This window comes from Pseudomonas sp. ANT_J28 (genome assembly GCF_008370005.1).
GTDB lineage: Bacteria > Pseudomonadota > Gammaproteobacteria > Pseudomonadales > Pseudomonadaceae > Aquipseudomonas > Aquipseudomonas frigoris.
The window spans coordinates 1-19,248 of sequence record NZ_VOBM01000017.1 but is presented as its reverse complement, the minus strand read 5'-3'; the positions used below and the strand labels follow the sequence as shown (position 1 = coordinate 19,248).

Annotated in this window: 21 protein-coding genes; 12 read left to right on the top strand and 9 right to left on the bottom strand. The window is 59.0% G+C overall.

What is annotated here, in order from left to right; all coding sequences use genetic code 11:
* The first annotated feature begins 5 nt into the window (after positions 1-5).
* The 5 genes from FQ187_RS14100 (at position 6) to trpE (ending at position 5,329) form a co-directional block, all read left to right on the top strand.
* Complete coding sequence (locus FQ187_RS14100; protein WP_149629957.1) at positions 6-830, top strand: ABC transporter permease; 825 nt, start codon at positions 6-8, stop codon at positions 828-830.
* Positions 831-1,058: 228 nt separating this feature from the next.
* On the top strand, positions 1,059-2,207 hold the full coding sequence (locus tag FQ187_RS14090) for an iron-containing alcohol dehydrogenase (protein ID WP_149629956.1): 1,149 nt from the start codon (positions 1,059-1,061) through the stop codon (positions 2,205-2,207).
* Between the two features lie 79 nt (positions 2,208-2,286).
* Complete coding sequence (rpe, locus tag FQ187_RS14085) at positions 2,287-2,961, top strand: ribulose-phosphate 3-epimerase (RefSeq protein WP_149629955.1); 675 nt, start codon at positions 2,287-2,289, stop codon at positions 2,959-2,961.
* On the top strand, positions 2,958-3,776 hold the full coding sequence (locus FQ187_RS14080) for a phosphoglycolate phosphatase (RefSeq protein WP_149629954.1): 819 nt from the start codon (positions 2,958-2,960) through the stop codon (positions 3,774-3,776). The genes rpe and FQ187_RS14080 overlap by 4 nt, the downstream gene beginning before the upstream one ends.
* Positions 3,777-3,847: 71 nt before the next feature.
* Complete coding sequence (gene trpE, locus FQ187_RS14075) at positions 3,848-5,329, top strand: anthranilate synthase component I (protein WP_149629953.1); 1,482 nt, start codon at positions 3,848-3,850, stop codon at positions 5,327-5,329.
* 80 nt (positions 5,330-5,409) lie between these two features.
* On the opposite strand, the gene estP is transcribed toward trpE, so the two are convergent.
* The gene (gene estP / locus FQ187_RS14070) at positions 5,410-7,317 is read right to left on the bottom strand and encodes an esterase EstP (RefSeq protein WP_149629952.1); all 1,908 of its coding nucleotides are present in this window, start codon (positions 7,315-7,317) and stop codon (positions 5,410-5,412) included.
* The gene (locus FQ187_RS29970) at positions 7,314-7,676 is read right to left on the bottom strand and encodes a hypothetical protein (RefSeq protein ID WP_178122721.1); all 363 of its coding nucleotides are present in this window, start codon (positions 7,674-7,676) and stop codon (positions 7,314-7,316) included. Before FQ187_RS29970 ends, estP begins: the two co-directional genes overlap by 4 nt.
* Positions 7,677-7,723: 47 nt before the next feature.
* On the opposite strand from FQ187_RS29970, the gene FQ187_RS14065 reads away from it, so the two are divergent.
* The 4 genes from FQ187_RS14065 to FQ187_RS14050 all read left to right on the top strand — a co-directional run bounded on the left by FQ187_RS14065 (position 7,724) and on the right by FQ187_RS14050 (position 11,067).
* Positions 7,724-8,317 (top strand): aminodeoxychorismate/anthranilate synthase component II, encoded by a 594-nt coding sequence (locus tag FQ187_RS14065; protein WP_149629951.1) that lies wholly within the window; start codon positions 7,724-7,726, stop codon positions 8,315-8,317.
* 9 nt (positions 8,318-8,326) lie between these two features.
* Positions 8,327-9,376 (top strand): anthranilate phosphoribosyltransferase, encoded by a 1,050-nt coding sequence (gene trpD, locus FQ187_RS14060; protein WP_149629950.1) that lies wholly within the window; start codon positions 8,327-8,329, stop codon positions 9,374-9,376.
* Positions 9,373-10,209 (top strand): indole-3-glycerol phosphate synthase TrpC, encoded by an 837-nt coding sequence (gene trpC / locus FQ187_RS14055; RefSeq protein ID WP_149629949.1) that lies wholly within the window; start codon positions 9,373-9,375, stop codon positions 10,207-10,209. Before trpD ends, trpC begins: the two co-directional genes overlap by 4 nt.
* Before the next feature lie 156 nt (positions 10,210-10,365).
* Positions 10,366-11,067, top strand: coding sequence for a lipoate--protein ligase family protein (locus tag FQ187_RS14050; RefSeq protein ID WP_149629948.1), 702 nt, complete (start codon positions 10,366-10,368; stop codon positions 11,065-11,067).
* Here FQ187_RS14050 and crp read toward each other — a convergent pair.
* Positions 11,064-11,708, bottom strand: a complete 645-nt coding sequence (gene crp, locus FQ187_RS14045) for a cAMP-activated global transcriptional regulator CRP (protein WP_008147233.1) — start codon at positions 11,706-11,708, stop codon at positions 11,064-11,066. The genes FQ187_RS14050 and crp overlap by 4 nt on opposite strands.
* 231 nt (positions 11,709-11,939) lie before the next feature.
* Here crp and FQ187_RS14040 point away from each other — a divergent pair, with 231 nt between their 5' ends.
* A complete protein-coding gene (locus FQ187_RS14040) occupies positions 11,940-12,362 on the top strand; it encodes an OsmC family protein (RefSeq protein WP_149629947.1) in 423 nt (140 codons plus the stop codon).
* Positions 12,363-12,522: 160 nt separating this feature from the next.
* On the top strand, positions 12,523-13,317 hold the full coding sequence (speD, locus tag FQ187_RS14035) for an adenosylmethionine decarboxylase (RefSeq protein WP_149630020.1): 795 nt from the start codon (positions 12,523-12,525) through the stop codon (positions 13,315-13,317).
* 68 nt (positions 13,318-13,385) lie between these two features.
* On the opposite strand, the gene coq7 is transcribed toward speD, so the two are convergent.
* The 6 genes from coq7 to hemJ all read right to left on the bottom strand — a co-directional run bounded on the left by coq7 (position 13,386) and on the right by hemJ (position 17,915).
* The gene (coq7, locus tag FQ187_RS14030) at positions 13,386-14,033 is read right to left on the bottom strand and encodes a 2-polyprenyl-3-methyl-6-methoxy-1,4-benzoquinone monooxygenase (protein WP_008147238.1); all 648 of its coding nucleotides are present in this window, start codon (positions 14,031-14,033) and stop codon (positions 13,386-13,388) included.
* A gap of 126 nt (positions 14,034-14,159) precedes the next feature.
* The gene (locus FQ187_RS14025) at positions 14,160-14,498 is read right to left on the bottom strand and encodes a histidine triad nucleotide-binding protein (protein ID WP_008147240.1); all 339 of its coding nucleotides are present in this window, start codon (positions 14,496-14,498) and stop codon (positions 14,160-14,162) included.
* 82 nt (positions 14,499-14,580) lie between these two features.
* Positions 14,581-15,369, bottom strand: coding sequence for an SDR family oxidoreductase (locus tag FQ187_RS14020; RefSeq protein ID WP_046045397.1), 789 nt, complete (start codon positions 15,367-15,369; stop codon positions 14,581-14,583).
* Positions 15,370-15,431: 62 nt separating this feature from the next.
* Positions 15,432-16,397 (bottom strand): DUF805 domain-containing protein, encoded by a 966-nt coding sequence (locus FQ187_RS14015; protein ID WP_149629946.1) that lies wholly within the window; start codon positions 16,395-16,397, stop codon positions 15,432-15,434.
* An 86-nt stretch (positions 16,398-16,483) separates the two neighbouring features.
* Positions 16,484-17,452 carry a nitronate monooxygenase family protein gene (locus FQ187_RS14010; protein ID WP_149629945.1) on the bottom strand — a complete coding sequence of 323 codons (969 nt, stop codon included), beginning with the start codon at positions 17,450-17,452 and terminating at the stop codon, positions 16,484-16,486.
* A gap of 34 nt (positions 17,453-17,486) precedes the next feature.
* Complete coding sequence (hemJ, locus tag FQ187_RS14005) at positions 17,487-17,915, bottom strand: protoporphyrinogen oxidase HemJ (RefSeq protein ID WP_046052338.1); 429 nt, start codon at positions 17,913-17,915, stop codon at positions 17,487-17,489.
* 135 nt (positions 17,916-18,050) lie between these two features.
* Between hemJ and argC the strand changes: the two genes are divergently transcribed.
* Positions 18,051-19,085: an N-acetyl-gamma-glutamyl-phosphate reductase gene (gene argC, locus FQ187_RS14000; RefSeq protein WP_149629944.1), complete on the top strand. Its 1,035-nt coding sequence runs from the start codon at positions 18,051-18,053 to the stop codon at positions 19,083-19,085.
* Positions 19,086-19,248 lie beyond the last annotated feature (163 nt).

The window sequence follows — 19,248 nt, the reverse complement described above, 5'->3', positions numbered from 1 at the left end:
ACGAAATGCTGAGTCCTTATATGTCGCCCATTGAGCGGGTGTGGTTCTACAGCTTGCGCATTCTCTGCGGGCTGGTCCTGTTGTTCCTGATTCTGCCAGTGCTGGTGATCATCCCGTTGTCGTTCAACTCCGGGAGTTTTCTGGTGTACCCGTTGCAAGGCTTTTCGCTGCACTGGTACCAGGACTTCTTCGCTTCGGCCGAGTGGATGCGTTCGCTGAAGAACAGCATCATCGTCGCTCCGGCGGCGACTGTGTTGGCGATGATCTTCGGTACGCTGGCGGCCATCGGCCTGACGCGGGGCGACTTCCCCGGCAAGGCGCTGGTGATGGCGCTGGTGATTTCGCCGATGGTGGTGCCGGTGGTGATCATTGGGGTGGCGAGCTATCTGTTCTTCGCGCCACTGGGTCTGGGTAACAGCTTCTTCTCGCTGATCGTGGTGCATGCGGTGTTGGGTGTGCCGTTTGTGATCATTACCGTGTCGGCGACCTTGCAGGGGTTCAATCAGAATCTGGTGCGTGCTGCTGCGAGCCTGGGTGCTTCGCCGCTGACGGCGTTCCGTCGAGTGACCTTGCCGCTGATTGCGCCTGGCGTGATTTCCGGTGCGCTGTTTGCCTTCGCCACTTCGTTCGATGAAGTGGTGGTGACGCTGTTCCTCGCCGGTCCTGAACAAGCGACCCTGCCACGGCAGATGTTCAGCGGCATCCGCGAAAACCTCAGCCCGACCATCGCGGCGGCTGCAACGCTGTTGATTGCCTTCTCGGTGATCCTGCTGCTGACCCTGGAATGGCTGCGCGGCCGTAGCGAAAAACTGCGTACCGCCCAAGTCTGACGGTTCACGCCATCAAAATGTGGGAGCGGGCTTGCTCGCGAAAGCGGTGGATCAGTCGACATCTATTGTGAATGTCACTCCGCATTCGCGAGCAAGTCGAATCGTCGCACCGCCGCTCCCACATTGGATCTTCACTGTGTCATGGTCATTCATGGCCTGAATAGCAGACAAACCCCAATCCCCAGCTACTCTTGTGCCCAGCTCCCCTATCTATAAGAGGCTGCGCACATGAGTATTTCCTCTTTCAAAATCGCTCACAAACTGATCACCGGCGCAGGTGCCATCGAGCAACTGGCAGCTGAACTGACACGCCTGGACATCGACAACCCGCTGATCGTCACCGATGCCGCACTGGTCAAGTCCGGCACGGTCGAGCTGGCGCTGGCGCAGCTGGGTGACCGAACCTACGAAATTTTCGACCGTGTGCTGCCAGACCCGGAAATCGCCATCGTCGAAGGCTGCATGCGGGTCTACCGCGAGGGCGGGCACGACGGACTGATCGGCCTGGGCGGCGGCAGTGCCATCGACATCGCTAAAAGTGTCGCGGCCTACGCCGGTTATCACGGGGCGCTGGAGGATCTGTTCGGTATTGATCAGGTTCCGCGCAAAGGTCCGCCGCTGATCGCCATTCCGACCACCGCCGGTACTGGCTCGGAAGTCACTAACGTGGCGATCCTCTCCGACAAGGTCGCGCAGCTGAAGAAAGGCATCGTCAGCGACTATCTATTGCCAGACGTGGCGCTGGTCAGCCCGCAAATGACCCTGACCTGTCCGCGCAGTGTCACGGCTGCCAGTGGCGTCGATGCACTGGTGCACGCCATCGAATCCTATCTGTCGCTCAACGCCTCACCGATTACCGACGCACTGGCCATCGGCGCCATCAAGCTCATCGCCAAGGCGCTGCCGAAGGCTTACGCCAATCCGTCAAATCTCCAGGCCCGCGAAGACATGGCCACCGCCAGCCTGATGGCCGGTATGGCGTTTGGTAATGCCGGGGTCGGGGCGGTGCACGCGCTGGCGTATCCGCTGGGCGGCCGTTTCAACATTGCCCATGGGGTCAGCAACGCCTTGCTGCTGCCATATGTCATGACCTGGAACAAAATGGCCTGCGTGGAGCGCATGCAAGATATCGCCGAGGCCATGGGGGTGAAGACCGCTCATCTGAGCGCCAACGACGCGGCGGACAAAGCCGTAGAGGCGATGACCGAGTTGTGCGCTGCGGTGGAAATCCCGCCGGGCCTGCGCAGCTTCGGCGTTCCCGAAGATGCGATCCCGGCCATGGCGGTGGAGGCAGCGGGAATTGAGCGCCTGATGCGCAACAATCCGCGCAAATTGAGTGCCGTCGATATCGAGAAGATCTATAGGGCGGCTTACTGATTATCGCGTCACGGTGCGCGGGTCAAAGCATGAGGTATACAATGCGCGCCATCGTGATTCTGCTCAAAAAAGGTGCGTCATGCAGCCCTTCGTAATTGCTCCGTCGATTCTCTCCGCCGACTTCGCCCGCCTGGGTGAAGAGGTGGACAACGTCCTGGCCGCTGGCGCCGACTTCGTGCACTTCGACGTCATGGACAACCACTACGTGCCGAACCTGACCATCGGCCCGATGGTGTGTGCCGCACTGCGCAAGTACGGCGTGACCGCGCCGATCGACGCGCACCTGATGGTCAGCCCGGTGGACCGCATCGTCGGTGACTTCATCGAAGCCGGCGCGACCTACATCACGTTTCACCCGGAAGCCACGCAGCACGTCGACCGTTCCCTGCAACTGATCCGCGAAGGTGGCTGCAAGTCGGGCCTGGTGTTCAACCCGGCGACCCCGCTGGACGTGCTCAAGTACGTGATGGACAAGGTCGACATGATCCTGCTGATGAGCGTCAACCCGGGCTTCGGCGGGCAGAAGTTCATCCCCGGCACCCTCGACAAACTGCGTGAAGCGCGGGCGCTGATCGATGCTTCCGGGCGTGACATCCGCCTGGAAATCGACGGCGGGGTGAACGTGAGCAACATTCGTGAAATCGCCGCTGCTGGCGCCGACACCTTCGTCGCCGGCTCGGCGATCTTCAATGCGCCGAACTATCAAGAGGTGATTGAAAAGATGCGTTCCGAACTGGCGCTGGCCCGCCCATGAGTGGCTTTGAGCAGTTGTTCCCGGGGTCTCTGCCACGGTTGGTGATGTTCGATCTGGATGGCACGCTGATCGATTCGGTCCCCGACCTCGCAGCGGCTGTGGATAACATGCTGCTCAAGCTCGGGCGTCAACCTGCCGGCATCGAATCGGTGCGTGAGTGGGTGGGCAACGGTGTGCACACGCTGGTACGCCGGGCCTTGGCCAACCACATCGACGCCGAGGGTGTCGATGAGGTCGAGGCCGAGCATGCCCTGGAGCTGTTCAACGGCTTTTACGAGGACGGTCACGAGCTGACGGTGGTTTACCCCGGCGTGCGCGACACCCTGAAATGGCTGCACAAGCAGGGTGTCGAGATGGCGCTGATCACCAACAAGCCGGAGCGCTTCGTCGCGCCGCTGCTGGACCAGATGAAAATCGGTCGTTATTTCCGCCTGATCATCGGCGGCGACACCCTGCCACAGAAAAAGCCGGACCCGGCTGCGCTGTTTTTCGTGATGAAAATGACCAACATCCCGGCGTCGCAATCCTTGTTCGTCGGCGATTCGCGCAGCGATGTGCTGGCGGCGAAAGCGGCGGGGGTCAAATGCGTGGCGCTCAGTTATGGCTATAACCACGGCCGGCCGATTGCCGAAGAGTCGCCGGCGCTGGTGATCGACGATCTGCGCAAGTTAATTCCCGGTTGCCTGGATCCGGCCGCTGAGATAACGTTGCCCGACGCTGTTCAACCCCCTTCTGGAAACGCCATCGTGGTGGTCACTCGCAAACTCTGGATGAAAGTCATCAAGGCCCTGGCCCGCTGGCGTTGGCGCGCCTGACTTGTTCCTGGCCGGCATACCGGCGCGTTTGCATACCTGACTGTTAGACCCTCAAGCCACGAGGCTACCCCATGATCCGCGAAGAATTCCTGCGTTTGGCCGCTGCCGGCTACAACCGCATCCCGCTTGCCTGCGAAACCCTGGCCGACTTCGACACGCCGCTGTCGATCTACCTGAAACTGGCCGACGAGCCCAACTCCTACCTGCTGGAATCTGTGCAGGGCGGGGAGAAGTGGGGCCGTTACTCGATCATCGGCCTGCCGTGCCGTACCGTGCTGCGGGTTCATGACCATCTCATCAGCGTGACCCATGACGGCATCGAGATCGAAAGCCACGAAGCTGAAGATCCGCTGGCGTTCGTCGAAGCGTTCAAGGCCCGTTACAACGTGCCGACCATCCCTGGCCTGCCGCGCTTCAATGGCGGACTGGTGGGTTATTTCGGTTACGACTGCGTGCGCTATGTGGAGAAGCGATTGGGCAAGTGCCCGAACCCGGATCCGTTGGGCGTGCCGGACATTCTGCTGATGGTTTCCGACGCGGTAGTCGTATTCGACAACCTCGCCGGCAAGATGCACGCGATTGTCCTGGCCGATCCCTCGCAAGACGATGCTTTCGAGCAAGGTCAGGCACGTCTGGAAGAGCTGCTGGAAAAACTCCGTCAGCCGATTACCCCGCGCCGTGGTCTGGATTTCAGCAAACAACAGTCTGCTGATCCGGTATTTCGTTCGAGCTTCACCCAGGGCGATTACGAAAAAGCCGTCGACACCATCAAGGAATACATCCTGGCCGGCGACTGCATGCAGGTCGTGCCGTCCCAGCGCATGTCGATCGACTTCAAGGCCGCGCCGATCGATCTGTACCGGGCGCTGCGTTGCTTCAACCCGACGCCTTATATGTACTTCTTCAACTTCGGCGACTTCCACGTCGTCGGCAGTTCGCCGGAAGTGCTGGTGCGGGTCGAAGACAACCTGATCACCGTGCGCCCGATCGCCGGCACCCGTCCGCGCGGGGCCAACGAAGAGGCGGACTTGGAGCTGGAAAAAGACCTGCTGTCCGACGACAAGGAAATCGCCGAGCACCTGATGCTGATCGACCTGGGCCGTAACGACACCGGTCGGGTCTCGGAAATCGGTTCGGTGAAACTCACCGAAAAGATGGTGATCGAGCGTTATTCCAACGTGATGCACATCGTGTCCAACGTCACCGGTCAATTGAAGGCCGGCCTGACGGCGATGGACGCACTGCGGGCGATTCTGCCGGCGGGCACCTTGTCTGGCGCACCGAAGATTCGCGCGATGGAAATCATCGACGAACTGGAACCGGTCAAGCGTGGTGTCTACGGCGGTGCGGTCGGCTACTTCGCCTGGAACGGTAACATGGACACCGCGATCGCGATCCGCACCGCGGTGATCAAGAACGGCGAACTGCACGTGCAGGCCGGTGGCGGCATCGTTGCCGACTCGGTACCGGCGCTGGAATGGGAAGAAACCCTGAACAAGCGCCGCGCGATGTTCCGTGCGGTGGCCCTGGCCGAGCAAACCCCGGCAGGCTGAGTTCACGCAAAGACCTCACCACCATAAAAAACGCGGCACCTGTGAGGGCGCCGCGTTTTTTGTGCCTGTTGTTTGCCGGGTCAGAAATCCAGCGCAACGCCAACGGTAAGCCCTTGCTGGGTAAAGTCATCATCCTTGCGGAACGTGTATCCGCCACGCAGCGCCAGATCGGCCGTCAACTTGTGGCTGACCCCCAGGCTCACGCGATTCAGGTGGCTTTGCGGTGTATAGCCGTCCAGTTTGAAGTCCAGGGACGGCTGGCTGTTGAGCGCGATGTTTACTTTCTGAGTGTCATCCTCGTATTCACGCTCATACGCGTATTCGCCGAACACTTGAGTCTGCGCGGTGATCTGATACTTACCCTGCAGACCGGCGCCCAAACGTTTTGAATCGCGAGTCTGATCATCAAAGGTCAGCGCTGTGGAACGAGTGCTGTTTTCTGAGTAGCCGTCGACTTCCACTTTTGCGTAATCGGCGCTGATGAACGGCGACAGGTGCCACTCGCTGCCCGGTTGCGCAATGTCGTAGCCAACCCGTGTGCTGAAGGCCCAGAGATCGCCATCGGTATCGCCTTTCTCCGCACCTTCGCTGGCACCCAGGTCGAATTTGCGTTTGAGGTTGTCGTAATCCAGCTTGCCGCCGGTCAACGCGGCATTGGCCCACCAGCGATTCTGCTGGAACTGGGCGAAGGCGGTGGCCAGGTAGCTGTTGAGTTTGTAGTCCGAATCGTTATTGCCTGCTTCCAGGTTCTGACGATAGAAACCCGCCGCCACACCGACGCGCCAGGCGTCATTGAGCCGATAGCTGCCGCCGATGTTCAGGTTGTAACCGTCGCCGTCGGCGCTGGCGCCGCTGCTTTGGCTATCGACATCCAGATGTTGGCCGCCACCGGCGACAATCGCGCGCCATTGGCCGACCGCTTGCCAGTTCCCCCAGTCCGATTGCCATTGGCTGCGCAGTTCATCCTGGTGCGCACGCAAGGTAGCGTGGGCCATTTCCGGCAACAATGTCAGCTCCCACGGCGCAGCCAGTAGGGAGTAGGCGTAGTCGGAAATCAGTTTCTGCCCGGCTTCGGTCGGATGAACCCCATCGTTATAAATCAGCTTGCTGGGGTCCGGGGTGGCACTGTTGATGCCATACGTAGGGTTTTCGGTGCAGCTGTTACCGCTGAAGCAAGTCGCCGTCAGGTTCTGGCCTGTAGCAAAACCGAATCGAGCCGGATCGGCGAAGGTTTCCTGCAACAGCAGCGGAATGTTCAACGGGATGATTTCGGCATCGATCCCCGCCAGTCGGGTGACCAGTTGCCGGTTGAAGGCAGAGCTCAGTAGTGAGGTGGGTGTCTGTTGGGGCGTGCCATTGATGGCGGGCGTCAAGCCCAGGTCGGGCAACAGCCAGACCATAATGTACCGGGCGCCGGCGGTTTGCAGAACCTGGACGCTGTTGGCCAGTCGATCCGCAGCGGCATTCGCCTGAGCGCCACTTTGTACACGTCCCTGAAGAAAATCGTTACCACCCCCGGAAATGTAATACAGCGCATTCGGATCGGCGCTGAAGTTGTTTGTCGGCAGATAGCCCGAGCGTGTGCGTTCACCCGTGGCGGATACGCTGGTGATCGAGGTGAGGATCTGGTCGGTGCGATATCCGCCAACGGCCCAGTTACTACCGTCCGGCAGGCCCTGGTTCGCACGCGCCGCCGAGGTTGAAGCGGCCGTCTGGTCCGGTGAAAACCCGAGCCTTCCACCCAGCAGTTGGGTCGAGTTGGCGGAGTAGGCTTCGCCGCTGCCGTCCTGGTAAACCGGTCCGGTCCGGTTGGTGAAGCGCAGGGTCGAGCCGGGAGGGCCGCCCGTGTCGGTAAACTGCCCGGCATCGTTGAGGCTATCGCCGAAGACGATGAAATTCGAATAAGGGTTGGGCGCCGCGATCGCCTGGGTGCAGGCCATAGCGAGCAAGCAGCCGGCAAGCGGTACAGCCAACGTCTGTCTGATCATGAGCAAGTCCGTTTGTTATTGTTGTAGTGAGCAAAACGACAGTGCCAAAAACTATAGAGCCTGTTGCCGTTCGGCGCGAACCCGTCAATTGTTTCAAGAGCTTCCATCGCCCCATATTGCACGCTCTGCCCAGCTAAGTTACTGTGCCAAGACGTATAAATGAGACCTTCCCCGTGTTGATCGTCAGCAAACTTCTGGATCAAGTCATCAAGGCACACGCCCGTTGGCGTTGGCGCGCCTGAATCCTTCTGCCGGCCCGGCCGGATCTTTACCGCTTTGCCTTCTTTACCCGCAAGACAAACCGCTTTGCAGCGCGACTCCAGCGCCTGACAAAGTGCAGGACGCTGCGGGTAAATCATTCGAAGGCTGTATTCAAAGTCAGTAAATTCAAGAGGTTCATAACGCCATGTTGCTGATGATCGATAACTACGACTCTTTTACTTACAACGTTGTGCAATACCTCGGTGAGCTCGGCTCCCAGGTCAAAGTCGTGCGTAACGATGAGCTCACCATTGCCGAAATCGAAGCCCTCAACCCTGAGCGGATCGTCGTTTCACCCGGCCCTTGCACCCCGACCGAAGCCGGCATTTCAATTGAAGCGATCAAGCATTTCGCCGGAAAACTGCCGATTCTGGGCGTGTGCCTGGGCCACCAGTCCATCGGCCAGGCCTTTGGCGGCGATGTGGTGCGCGCCCGTCAGGTCATGCACGGCAAGACCAGCCCGGTGTTCCACGAGGACAAAGGTGTATTCGAAGGTCTGAATCACCCGCTGACGGTCACCCGTTATCACTCGCTGATCGTCAAGCGCGAAACCCTGCCGGACTGCTTGGAGCTGACCGCCTGGACCCAGTTCGAAGACGGTTCGGTCGACGAGATCATGGGCCTGCGCCACAAGACACTGAACATCGAGGGCGTCCAGTTTCACCCTGAGTCAATACTCACCGAGCAGGGCCACGAGCTGTTCGCTAATTTCCTCAAACAAACTGGCGGCACGCGCTAAGGACTTTTCATGAATATCAAGACAGCCCTGAGCCGTATCGTCGAACAGCTCGACCTCAGCACCGATGAGATGCGCGATGTCATGCGCGAAATCATGACCGGTCAATGCTCGGATGCGCAGATCGGCGCGTTCATGATGGCCATGCGCATGAAGAGTGAAAGCATCGACGAGATCGTCGGCGCCGTGTCGGTCATGCGCGAGCTGGCGGACAAGGTCGAGCTCAAGACTCTCGACGGCGTCGTCGATGTGGTCGGCACCGGTGGCGATGGCGCGAACATTTTTAACGTCTCGACCGCTTCCTCGTTCGTGGTGGCGGCGGCCGGTTGCACGGTGGCCAAGCACGGCAACCGTGCGGTCTCGGGCAAAAGCGGCAGCGCCGATTTGCTGGAGGCGGCGGGCATCTATCTGAACCTGACGCCGGTTCAAGTCGCACGCTGCATCGACAACGTCGGCATCGGTTTCATGTTCGCCCAGACTCACCACAGTGCCATGAAGCACGCCGCCGGCCCGCGCCGGGAGCTGGGCTTGCGCACGCTGTTCAACATGCTCGGCCCGCTTACGAATCCGGCCGGCGTGAAGCATCAGGTGGTGGGCGTGTTCAATCAGGCGTTGTGCCGGCCGCTGGCCGAAGTCTTGCAGCGTATGGGCAGCAAGCACGTGCTGGTGGTTCACTCGAAGGATGGCCTGGACGAGTTCAGTCTGGCGGCGCCCACCTTTGTGGCGGAATTGAAGGATGACCAGATCACCGAGTATTGGGTCGAGCCAGAAGACCTGGGCATGAAGAGCCAGAGCCTGCACGGTCTGGCAGTGGATAGCCCGGCGGCTTCCCTGGAGCTGATTCGCGATGCCCTGGGCAAGCGCAAGACCGAGAACGGTCAGAAAGCCGCGGAAATGATTATGCTCAATGCCGGTGCCGCGCTGTACGCCGCCGACCATGCCAGCAGTTTGAAAGAAGGCGTTGCCCTGGCGCACGATGCGCTGCACACAGGCCTCGCTCGGGAAAAACTGGAGGAGTTGGGTGCATTTACCGCGGTATTCAAAGTGGAGAATGAGGGATGAGTGTACCGACGGTTCTGGAAAACATTCTGGCCCGTAAAGTCCAGGAAGTCGCTGAGCGTAGCGCTCGCGTAAGCCTGGCGGAGCTGGAAAGTCTGGCCAAGGCGGCCGATGCACCCCGTGGTTTTGCCAAGGCATTGTTGGCTCAGGCCAAGCTCAAGCAGCCAGCGGTCATTGCAGAAATCAAGAAGGCTTCACCGAGCAAAGGCGTTATCCGCGAGAACTTCGTTCCCGCCGACATCGCCAAGAGTTACGAGAAGGGCGGCGCGACCTGTCTGTCAGTGCTCACCGATATCGATTACTTCCAGGGCGCCGATGTGTACCTGCAACAGGCGCGGGCGGCGTGCAAACTGCCGGTGATCCGCAAGGATTTCATGATCGATCCGTACCAGATCGTCGAAGCCCGAACGTTGGGCGCCGACTGCGTGCTATTGATCGTCTCCGCACTGGATGACGTGAAAATGGCCGAGCTGGCTGCCGTGGCCAAAAGTGTCGGCCTCGATGTGCTGGTGGAAGTTCACGATGGCGACGAGCTGGAGCGAGCCTTGAAAACCCTCGACACTCCGTTGGTCGGCGTAAACAACCGCAACCTGCACACCTTCGAAGTCAATCTGGAAACCACGCTCGATCTGTTGCCGCGTATCCCGCGTGATCGCTTGGTGATCACCGAAAGTGGCATTCTCAACCGGGCCGATGTCGAGCTGATGGAAATCAGCGATGTGTACGCGTTCCTGGTTGGCGAAGCGTTTATGCGCGCCGAAAGCCCGGGCACTGAACTGCAGCGTCTGTTCTTTCCTGAGCGTGGTATCGCGTTGAGCGGTTCTACACTCGACTGAGTACAAATAGACAAACCGCGGCGCTCCCTTCGCGAGCAAGCCCGCTCCCACATTAGTCCGCGTCCATTCAGACAACGCCGATCCAATGTGGGAGCGGGCTTGCTCGCGAAGACGGTATGAGATGCACAGCAGATTGAACGTCCTATGGATTACCTGATGACCTCACCTATCGCTCTGCCCGTCGAAGCCGGCCTGCTCGCCGAACAGGATCTGTTGGTCCGTGTGTGCACCGGCGATTCGGAGTTTGGTCTGTTGTTCTGGCAGCCCAGTGACCGGGCGCTGGTCATGCCGCGACGGTTGAATCGTCTGCCTGGGTTCGAGGCTGCGTGCGAAGTGTCGGCTGCGGCAGGTTGGCCGGTGTTGTTGCGTGAAACTGGCGGTGAGCCGGTGCCGCAATCGGCGTCGACGATCAACATCGCGTTGGTCTACGCGCCACCCCGTAGCGAGGGTGACCAGAATCGGATCGAAACCGGTTATCGCCGGCTTTGCGATCCAATTTGTCAGCTACTCGATGAACTGGGTGGCGTTTCGTCTTTGGGCGAAATAGAGGGTGCGTTCTGTGATGGCCGTTTCAACGTCAACCTTGATGGTCGCAAGATGGTCGGCACGGCTCAACGTTGGCGCCAGAGCAAGGGCGGCACGCGTCCGGTAGGGTTGGTGCACGGTGCTTTGTTGCTCGATAACGAGCGTGAGTCGATGGTTGCAGCGGTTAACCGTTTCAATGAAGCCTGTGGCCTGGAGCAGCGAGTTCGCGCCGAGAGCCACATTGCTCTTCATGAAAAATATGCAGCCCCTGATGCGTTGGCGCGACTCGACACGTTTTACCGCGAGTTGCTGGCAGACATGTTCAGGGTTTAGCGCGTACCGAAGACCACCATGGTCTTGCCTTTGACGTCCACCAGGTTGCGTTCTTCCAGGTCCTTGAGTACGCGACCGACCATCTCACGTGAACAACCGACAATCCGCCCGATCTCCTGGCGGGTCACCTTGATCTGCATGCCATCGGGATGGGTCATTGCATCTGGCTGCTTGCACAGCTCCAAGAGGCAGCGTGCGACGCGGCCGGTAACGTCGAAGAATGCAAGGTCACCCACTTTGCGGGTGGTGTTGCGTAGGCGCTGTGCGATTTGTCCGCTGAGCACGTAAAGAATGTCTGGATCCTGTTGGGACAACTCGCGAAATTTCGCGTAGCTGATTTCCGCGACTTCGCATTCGATCTTGGCGCGCACCCAGGCGCTGCGTTCCTGTTCCAGGCCGGCCTGTTCGAACAGGCCCAACTCGCCGAAAAAGTCTCCGGAGTTCAGGTAGGCGATGATCATTTCGCGGCCATCGTCATCTTCGATCAGGATGGTGACCGAACCCTTGATTATGAAGAACAGCGTGTCCGAGCGGTCGCCGGCACAAATGATGTTGCTTTTGGCCGCATAACGACGGCGCTGGCAGTGCATCAACAGCTTGTCGAGGTTCTTGATTTTGGGTGTTGGGGTAATAGCAACCATGGTTGTATCCCGAAAAGACTTCACGGTGTGTTTGGTTTTCTTATGAGTCGCTGAGGTTGCTACAAAGCTGGCTATGCGCCAGTGAATTGGCGGCAGCTTAACAGACACTTCCTGCAATATTCGAGAATTTACCTACAGCGCAGCGGCTTGCGTCGTAGGAAGGCGAGACGCCGTCAATCAAGGCCCCTGTGCTAAGCTGGCGACCCTTTTTTATACAGTGGAGTCTTGACGATGAAGGCACGCATCCAATGGGCTGGCGAAGCCATGTTCCTCGGCGAATCCGGCAGCGGTCATGTCGTGGTCATGGACGGTCCGCCCGAAGCCGGCGGTCGCAATCTGGGTGTCCGGCCGATGGAAATGCTCCTGCTGGGTGTTGGCGGTTGCAGCAATTTCGACGTGGTCAGCATCCTCAAGAAGTCCCGTCAGGCCGTTGAAAGCTGCGAAGCCTTCCTCGAAGCCGAGCGTGCCACCGAAGATCCGAAGGTTTTCACCAAGATCCATATGCACTTCGTGGTCAAGGGCCGAGGCTTGAAAGAAGCCCAGGTCAAACGCGCCATCGAGCTGTCTGCCGAGAAGTATTGCTCGGCGTCGATCATGCTTGGTGCGGCTGGCGTGGCAATTATCCATGACTACGAGATCATCGAGCTCGGTTGAATCGACATTCAACTATCATAAAAGCGGTGCAGACTCTGGTGATCTAAAGCGGGCGCCTGTTCGGGTGTGCGGCCTGTCGGTTGACGGGCCACTACCCTGAAAAAGTGGCGCAGGCATGCTTGATTACGCGGCCGGGCCGCAATACAAGAGAGTTTTAACGGTGAAAAGCAAACTCAAGCTCCACGGGTTCAATAACCTGACAAAGACCTTGAGCTTCAACATCTATGACATCTGCTACGCGGAAACCCCGCAAGACCAACAGGCTTACGTCGAGTACATCAATAAAGAGTACAACGCGAAGCGCCTGACGCAGATCCTCACAGAAGTTGTCGATATCATTGGTGCCAACATCCTGAACATTGCCAGTCAGGACTATGAACCCCAGGGCGCCAGTGTCACGATTCTGATCTCTGAAGAGCCGGTGACTCCTACCGACAGCCAGATCGAAGAGTCCCCGGGCCCGCTGCCTGAAATTATCCTGGCCCACCTCGACAAGAGCCACATCACGGTGCACACCTACCCGGAAATCCATCCGGACGATGGCATCGCGACATTCCGTGTGGACATTGATGTGTCGACCTGTGGCGTCATTTCACCGCTTAAGGCGCTCAACTTCCTGATTCACCAGTTCGATTCGGACATCGTGACCGTGGATTATCGTGTGCGCGGCTTCACCCGTGACGTGGAAGGCAAAAAGCACTTCATCGACCACGAGATCAACTCGATTCAGAACTACCTTTCCGAAGACACCCGCGACGCGTACCAGATGACCGACGTGAACGTGTACCAGGAAAACCTGTTCCACACCAAAATGCTGCTGAAGAACTTCGAACTCGACAACTACCTGTTCGGCGACGCCACCAGCAGCCTGTCCCCTGAGCAGCGTGCCCAGGTGACCGAGCGTGTGAAACACGAAATGCTGGAAATCTTCTATGCGCGCAATATGTCGAGCTGATTTTCTGCAAAAAGAAAGGGCGCTGAAATGCGCCCTTTTTTGTGCCCGGGATTTTTTTGGGGAGGGGATCAGATCCGGTAAGTACTCTTGGTCATGACCTTGGCCATCAGGCTCATGCCGAACTTCACCGGTGCCGGGAAGCGGAAACCCCCAGCCTCCAGCGCGCTTTCGGCGTGGTGTTCTTCATCAATACGCATCTGCTCGAGGATCGCCCGAGACTTTTCGTCCTCGGCTGGCAGTTGCTCAAGGTGTTCGTTCAAGTGTTTGCAGACCTGATGCTCGGTCGCGGCAACGAAACCCAGGCTGACTTTATCGCTGATCAACCCGGCCACCGCGCCAATCCCGAACGACATGCCGTAGAACAGCGGATTGAGAATACTGGTGTGGCTGCCCAACTGTTTTATGCGTTGTTCACACCAGACCAGGTGGTCGATTTCTTCTTCGGCGGCATGTTCCATGGCGGCGCGAACTTGCGGCAGCTTGGCGGTCAGGGCCTGACCCTGATACAGCGCCTGGGCACAGACTTCGCCGGTATGGTTGATGCGCATCAGACCGGCGACGTGCCGGGTGTCTTCGTCGCTCATTTGCGCATCCGGCTGCACGATAGCGGGTGAAGGACGGTACGGCTGACCACTGAAGGGCAACAAGGTACGCATCGCGGCATCGGCTTGCAGCAGAAGGCGGTCAATCGGCGAGTAGTGACGTTGGGTAGTCATGCTGACCTCCGGGAAGAATCTCGGCGGCCAGTTTAACCCAATCGGCCGGGGGAAAGTTTGCGCTGGGTCATTGCGACGCAGGTGCTTGTGGGGGCGGGGTCGCCTACCCCCACAGGGTTTACTCGATCAGCCCGGCGGCCAATGCATCTGGCGTTGACCCAATACATGCATATGAATGTGATAGACGGTCTGCCCACCCAGTGGATTGCAATTCATGACCACGCGGAAGCCCTCTTCGCAACCCAGTTCCAGGGCCAGACGCTGGGCGGTGAACAGAATATGCCCAGCCAATGCCTTGTCGTCCTCGGTCAGGTCGTTAAGCGTGCGCACCGCTTTTTTCGGGATCACCAGAAAATGCACCGGTGCCTGTGGGGCGATGTCGTGGAAGGCCAGTACCTGGTCGTCCTCGTAAATGATCTTTGCCGGGATTTCCCGGTTGATGATCTTGGTGAACAGAGTATCCACAGCTGTTTTCTCCGTTGTTTGGGCTGGCCTGAGTGTAACCATGGGTTATGCCCGAGCCCAGCCTTTTACCTTGTGGGTGCGATCAGCGCGGGCAGTAAGCCTTGTTGACCATGCCGGCGATTGTCCGGGTCAGCCAGCGGGAGCCGAGTCGCGGCAGGAATGCGCGCCAGCGGTTGCGTCGACCCGGAATAATGATGGCGCGATTTTTCTCCAGAGCCCGCACGGTGTAGAGCGCGACTTCCTCGGGGCTCATCAGCATTTTGCTGTCGATCAGTTTTCCAGCGTCCAATTGCGCGGTGCGGAAAAACGCCGTGCGAGTAGGGCCAGGGCAGAGCACCGAGACCTTGACCGCGCATTTTTTCAGTTCGACGCGCAACCCTTCGGAAAAATGCAGCACATAAGCCTTGCTGGCGTAATAAGTACTCATCCACGGGCCGGGATGGAACGCCGCCACCGAGGCGACATTCAAAATTTGTCCGCCGCCCTGCAGCGCCATACTGTTGCCGATCGCGTGACACAGGCGAGTGAGTGCGAGGATGTTCACTTCGATCAGGTCCTGCTCGGTCATCCAGTCCTGAGCCAGGAAAGGGCCGCAAGTGCCGATGCCGGCGCAGTTGACCAGCAAATCGATCTGTCGGTCACCTTCCTCCAGCTCCAGCAGAAAACCGGACAGCCGTAGCGGCTCGCCGAGGTCACAGGCTCGGAACAACACTTCCACGCCAAAACGTTGAGTCAGTTCAATCGCAATACTTTCCAGCTGATCACGCTGACGGGCCACCAGAATCAGGCTGCGGCCGCGCCGGGCCAGCGCTTCGGCCATCGCCAGGCCGATGCCGCTGGAAGCGCCAGTGATCAGAGCGTAACGGGTCATGCATTTCTCCATCGCAACAGCTCCGCGCCGGCGACGCAGGTGTCACGGGCGGGGAGCGCTGTTCATTCTTTCGCAGAGTCTACAGGGGGCTGGGCGTTTTCGGCTGCATCGTCGGCTGAATTTGGCGCTGGCTCTGCTTCCACGGCGGTTTGATCTTCGATCTCTTCGGTGGTCACGGAGTCACTTTCATAGCTGCTCTGGGTGGCGCTTTCGTATTCGCTATGGAGGGTAGTAAGGCCACCGGTCAGTCCGCCGATGAACAGGATCGCGATAAATACCAGCCACAGCGAAGACAGGATCTTGACCGCGGAGCTGTTGGGCGGTGGTGGCGCGCCGTATCGATTGGCGGTGTTATTACCCGGCACAATCACCATCACGAATGGAAAGATGCCGCCCACGAACGGCACGAGCGTCAGCAGCCAGAGCCAACCAGACCAACCAATATCATGCAGGCGCTGGACACTGAACTGGATACTGACGAACCCGAGCGCCACGAAGCCAATCAAGGCCAGCACGCCTCCGAGAATGAAGGCGGTGGTCGAGTCCGTGTTGATGAGGGCCAAGGCGAAAACAGCAAGCAAAGAGCCAGCGCTAAGGGTCACCAGCGTCAGCGACATCGTCCAGGCCAGATAACGCAAGCGACCGATCCGACCCTCGAAGCTGAACGCCTTGAGTGCGGCGAATTCAGGCAAGGCTTCGCCGACGGTAGCCCGGGGTGGTGCATAAGGGGATTCGGGATCTGCCGCGACGGCAGGGGCGTGTTCATGAACGTCGGACAGGTTCAGCTCGATCGAGGGTTCCGATTCGATCCGGGCATCGATACCGGTTTTGGTCAGCGCCTGGAGATAAGTCTGCGCATCGACCTGCGACAGGTCGCGTTTGAGCGCAACCGGCTTGCCACTGAACAGCCGCTCGATGGCAGCCACATCGCTTTTGAACAACTCGGCGAGATTGAGCTTGGCGGTGGTGACGTCAACACCTGGCAGCAGAGCGCCGTCGAACACGATCTTGAAACGGTTTTCGCTCATTGCGAGGCATCCTTGTCGCGAATGTTTTAGGGAGTATTGCGGGTTGAGTGTAAAGCCAGCCGGAATGGACTGGCCCAGTTTTCCTGTCAGCGTGGCCAGCGCTTGGGCAGCGCTGCCGCCAGCTCCAGCGCTTTGCGGTACTCGGCATCAAGGCGAGCGACCAATTGATCGACACTCGGCAGGTCATCGATCTCGCCGACACCCTGGCCCGCGGACCAGACGGTTTTCCAGGCTTTGGCTTCATCGCTTATAGGCTTGAGTTTGGAGCCGAAGTCCACTTCACCCTTGCCTTGCAGCGCGGCCATGTCGAAACCTGCAGCCTCAAGACTCTGACGCATAAAGCTCGCCGGTACTCCCGAGACTGCTGGAGTATGGACGATGTCCGCGGCTCTGGAAGTCAGCAGCATCGCTTTATACGCGTCAGACGCATGACTTTCGGTGGTGCCGATAAATCGCGTGCCGAAGTAGGCCAGATCCGCACCGAGCAGTTGTGCCGCGAGAATCTCGTGGCCGTGGTTCAGGCAACCGGCCAGCAGCAGGGTCTTGTCGAAGAATTGGCGGATCTCGGCAATCAGCGAGAACGGGCTCCAGGTTCCGGCGTGTCCACCGGCGCCCGCTGCCACGGCGATCAAACCGTCGACCCCGGCCTCGGCGGCTTTCTCTGCGTGGCGACGAGTCGTCACGTCATGGAACACCAGACCGCCATAGCTGTGCACTGCATCGACCAGTTCTTTCACAGCTCCGAGGCTGGTGATCACAATCGGCACTTTGTGCTCGATGCAGATCGCCAGGTCCGCTTGCAGTCGCGGGTTGCTGTTGTGGACGATCAGGTTCACCGCATAAGGCGCAGGGTTCTCCAGTGTCGCCAACCCTGCTTCGATCTCTTCCAGCCAGGCCTTGAAGCCGCTGCTCTCGCGCTGGTTCAGCGCAGGAAAGCTGCCCACCACGCCATTACGGCAGCAGGCGAGCACCAGTTGTGGGTTGGAGATCAGGAACATTGGCGCTGCCACCACTGGCAGACGCAAGCGTTGTTCGAGCAGAGCGGGCAGCGACATTGGAAGTACCCCGGTGAGTTGTGCTTAATTGGAGTTAGAACGGCCGAACGACGACCAGAATTACAATGGCCAGCAATATCAGAACCGGCACTTCATTGAACCAGCGATAAAAGACATGACTGCGGGTGTTCTCGCCACGGGCAAAACGTTTCACCTGAGCGCCGCACATGTGGTGGTAGCCGATCAGGATCACCACCAGGGTCAACTTGGCGTGAATCCACGCACCCTGACTGAATATGCTTGGGTTCAGGCCGATCAGTGCGATGCCGAAAATCAAGGTGGCGATCATCGCCGGCCCCATGATGCCGCGGTACAGCTTGCGCTCCATGATGCTGAAGCGTTCCTTGCTGACGGTGTCTTCGCTTTGGGCGTGATAAACGAACAGGCGCGGCAGATAGAACAGGCCGGCAAACCAGCAGACCATGCTGATGATGTGAAGCGCTTTGAGCCACAGATAAAGCATTTTTAGTTATTCCCAGGTTCACGGTAGCCCGAATAGTAGGGGCTTGAGCGTCCGCACGTCACCTTGCCGGTTGTCGCAGGACGATACGGGCCCTATTATCGACGGCTTTCCAGTGGGTTCGTTGAGGGCAGGTTTATGGTCAAGGTCGGTATCGTCGGCGGCACGGGTTACACCGGTGTCGAACTGCTGCGTCTGTTGGCACAGCATCCGCAAGCAGAAGTGGCAGTCATCACTTCCCGATCCGAGGCCGGTCTGGCCGTGGCTGATATGTATCCGAACCTGCGCGGTCATTACGACGGTCTGGCGTTCAGCGTTCCGGACATCAAGACGTTGGGTGCTTGCGACGTGGTGTTCTTCGCCACGCCCCACGGTGTTGCCCATGCGCTGGCTGGCGAACTGTTGGCGGCCGGGACCAAAGTCATCGACCTGTCGGCGGACTTCCGTCTGCAAGACGCCGATGAGTGGGCCAAGTGGTACGGTCAGCCACACGGCGCGCCGGAACTGCTGGAAGAGGCTGTCTATGGCTTGCCGGAAGTCAATCGAGAGCAGATCAAGCAGGCTCGTTTGATCGCCGTGCCGGGTTGCTACCCGACCGCTACGCAATTGGGATTCCTGCCATTGCTAGAAGCAGGTCTGGCCGATACCACTCGCTTGATTGCTGACTGCAAATCCGGTGTCAGTGGTGCCGGTCGTGGTGCTTCTGTAGGTTCGCTGTACTCCGAGACGTCGGAAAGCATGAAGGCTTACGCCGTCAAAGGGCACCGTCACTTGCCGGAAATCCGCCAGGGTCTGCGTCGTGCCGCAGGCAAGGACGTCGGTCTGACTTTCGTTCCGCACCTGACGCCTATGATTCGAGGCATCCACTCGACTCTTTACGCGACGGTCGTGGATCGCTCGGTGGATCTGCAGGCACTGTTTGAAAAGCGCTATGCCAGCGAACCGTTCGTCGATGTCATGCCGGCCGGCAGTCATCCGGAAACCCGCAGCGTGCGCGGTGCCAACGTTTGTCGTATAGCGGTGCATCGTCCGCAGGACGGTGACCTGGTGGTGGTGTTGTCGGTGATCGACAACCTGGTCAAAGGTGCGTCGGGGCAGGCGGTGCAGAACCTGAACATCCTGTTTGGCCTGGATGAGCGCTTGGGCCTGTCCCATGCAGGCATGCTGCCGTAAGGCTTTAGCCCGCTCAGCAAAAAGGCCCGTCTGACGGCAATGCTGTTCACTTAAGGATTGTTGACTAATCCTCAGGCAGCAGGAAAATCCGGAATCTGATAAGGATTCCGGATTTTTTATGTCTGTTGCTCAGGATTTAAGCGCGGTTTTGGATTTTGCTGAG